The sequence below is a fragment of the Paracoccus hibiscisoli genome (genome assembly GCF_005048265.1).
Classification (GTDB): domain Bacteria; phylum Pseudomonadota; class Alphaproteobacteria; order Rhodobacterales; family Rhodobacteraceae; genus Paracoccus; species Paracoccus hibiscisoli.
Window position 1 is genome coordinate 1 of the sequence record NZ_SUNH01000088.1, and the last position, 1,636, is coordinate 1,636.

Here is a 1,636-nt window from a genome sequence, read left to right on the forward strand (position 1 = left end):
GATGGCTGGGAAACCCTTTCTCAGCCTCTCGTGCCGATGTCTCTTGACCTCGCGGCCTGACCGGAGCCAACGTTACATGCTCGGAGCGCGCTGCTCGCCAATTTCCACCACATTCGCGACACGACCCGGGCCTGATGTTCCTGTAGTTCAGGGAAAGTTTTTACCATGTTTAGCCTTCCTGTCACGGACGCGACCTCCACTTTACCGGGTCCCCACACATCAACCAAGTGCGAGCAGCAGCGCTATCAGTGTCACAGCAACAGAGGAACGGTCCAGAACGGCTATCCTGAAATGACCTCCAACAGCTGGAGCTGATCGGCACCTTGACACCCAGCCGCGGGCAAAGCCGCATCGACACGTGCTGCAAGTAGCGAGCTGATCCTGCCAGACCAATGAAAGTCGTCAGCTTCATTTAGAAGGCGTCCATGGTTGACGTCCTCTAGGCGCGTCGTCAATCTATAGCCTGATGTCGAGATGATTTCCGGACCGCATGAAAAGAGCTGCGTTACTTCTGTCACTGGTCGCTCCGACGCCGTTGGCCGCGCAAGGCGTGCCGACGGACTACAATGCAGAAACCATGCTCAAGCTTTGTCGAGGTGCTGCTGATGGCGATCCGGATATGCAAAGCATGATCTGCACATTCCGCATACAAGGGGTCGCAGCAATCACGGGTGAGAACTGTCTTAGCAAAGATTAAGGTTACGAACCGCACGACGCCCTTGCATCAGCCCCACCGCCTTCCCGGGGCTCTGCACGACAAGCATTCACTAACTACATGAATGCAAACCCGGACGCGTGGGGGCTTCCGTGGCATATCGCAGTATCATTGGCACTGTCAGACGCTTTCCCCTGCATGGAATGAGTCGTTCATGGGCTTGATTTGCGGGCAAGAACACGTCGGGCGCTGCGGTGTCCTAACGTCGATCCTCAATACCTGACAGCAGCAGCGGCGCCCTTGGCCAACACTTGATGCCATGGCGGCCCATAGCCGCCGGTCAAGTGCGTAGTATCGCCGCACTGCAGCTTCCCCGAAGCGGTCGTTCAGGCTGCGGCTGCGGCGTTGACAGGCAATGTAACTGATGGGGTCCAGTCATCCACTTGCTGCGATAGCAAAATTCGTTCCTCGTGCGGCTGCTTCATGTGAGGCGGCGCGCCCAAGGCAGTGACAAATCCTGGCATCTGTTCTCTCTGCGGTCCAAGATAAGCGGTATCGGGCACAGCAGTGATGTCACCCTGCTACCTGGGCCGCAGACCAGCGTCGAAAGGAACCATCATGTCTGATCGTTATCTTTGCCGTGTGGTCCGCTTCCATCAGCTTGGCGGTCCGGAGGTGCTGCGGGTCGAGCACGAACAGCCTCAAGCACCAGCACCGGACGAGGTTCAGCTGCAGGTCGAGGCGATTGCCCTGAACCGGGCGGATGCAATGTTCAGAAGGGGAACCTACCTGGAGAAGCCAAGCTTTCCGGCTCGCTCCGGCTTCGAGGCCGCGGGCGTCATTGTGGCAGTAGGTGCGTATTCCACGGAAGATGGGCATCGATTCCACGGCATCGTGGGCAGCCATTCCACGCCTCGGGCAGTCTGGCCGACTGGTGCATGGGGTCAGGCCCGACCTGACAGGTCAAGCGGTTTCATGGTG

The 1,636-nt window shown here is 58.4% G+C and carries 2 protein-coding genes; both read left to right on the plus strand.

The window, feature by feature from the left end:
- Positions 1-490: 490 nt before the first annotated feature.
- Positions 491-697, plus strand: coding sequence for a hypothetical protein (locus FA740_RS19405; protein ID WP_136858424.1), 207 nt, complete (start codon positions 491-493; stop codon positions 695-697).
- Between the two features lie 576 nt (positions 698-1,273).
- Positions 1,274-1,636, plus strand: a 363-nt coding sequence (locus tag FA740_RS19410; protein ID WP_338119686.1) for an alcohol dehydrogenase catalytic domain-containing protein, incomplete at its 3' end; no start/stop codon positions are given.

What these genes read in the sequence shown, in the direction of transcription:
- FA740_RS19405 (WP_136858424.1), top strand. Translation starts at nt 491, where the DNA reads ATGAAAAGAGCTGCGTTACTTCTGTCACTGGTCGCTCCGACGCCGTTG.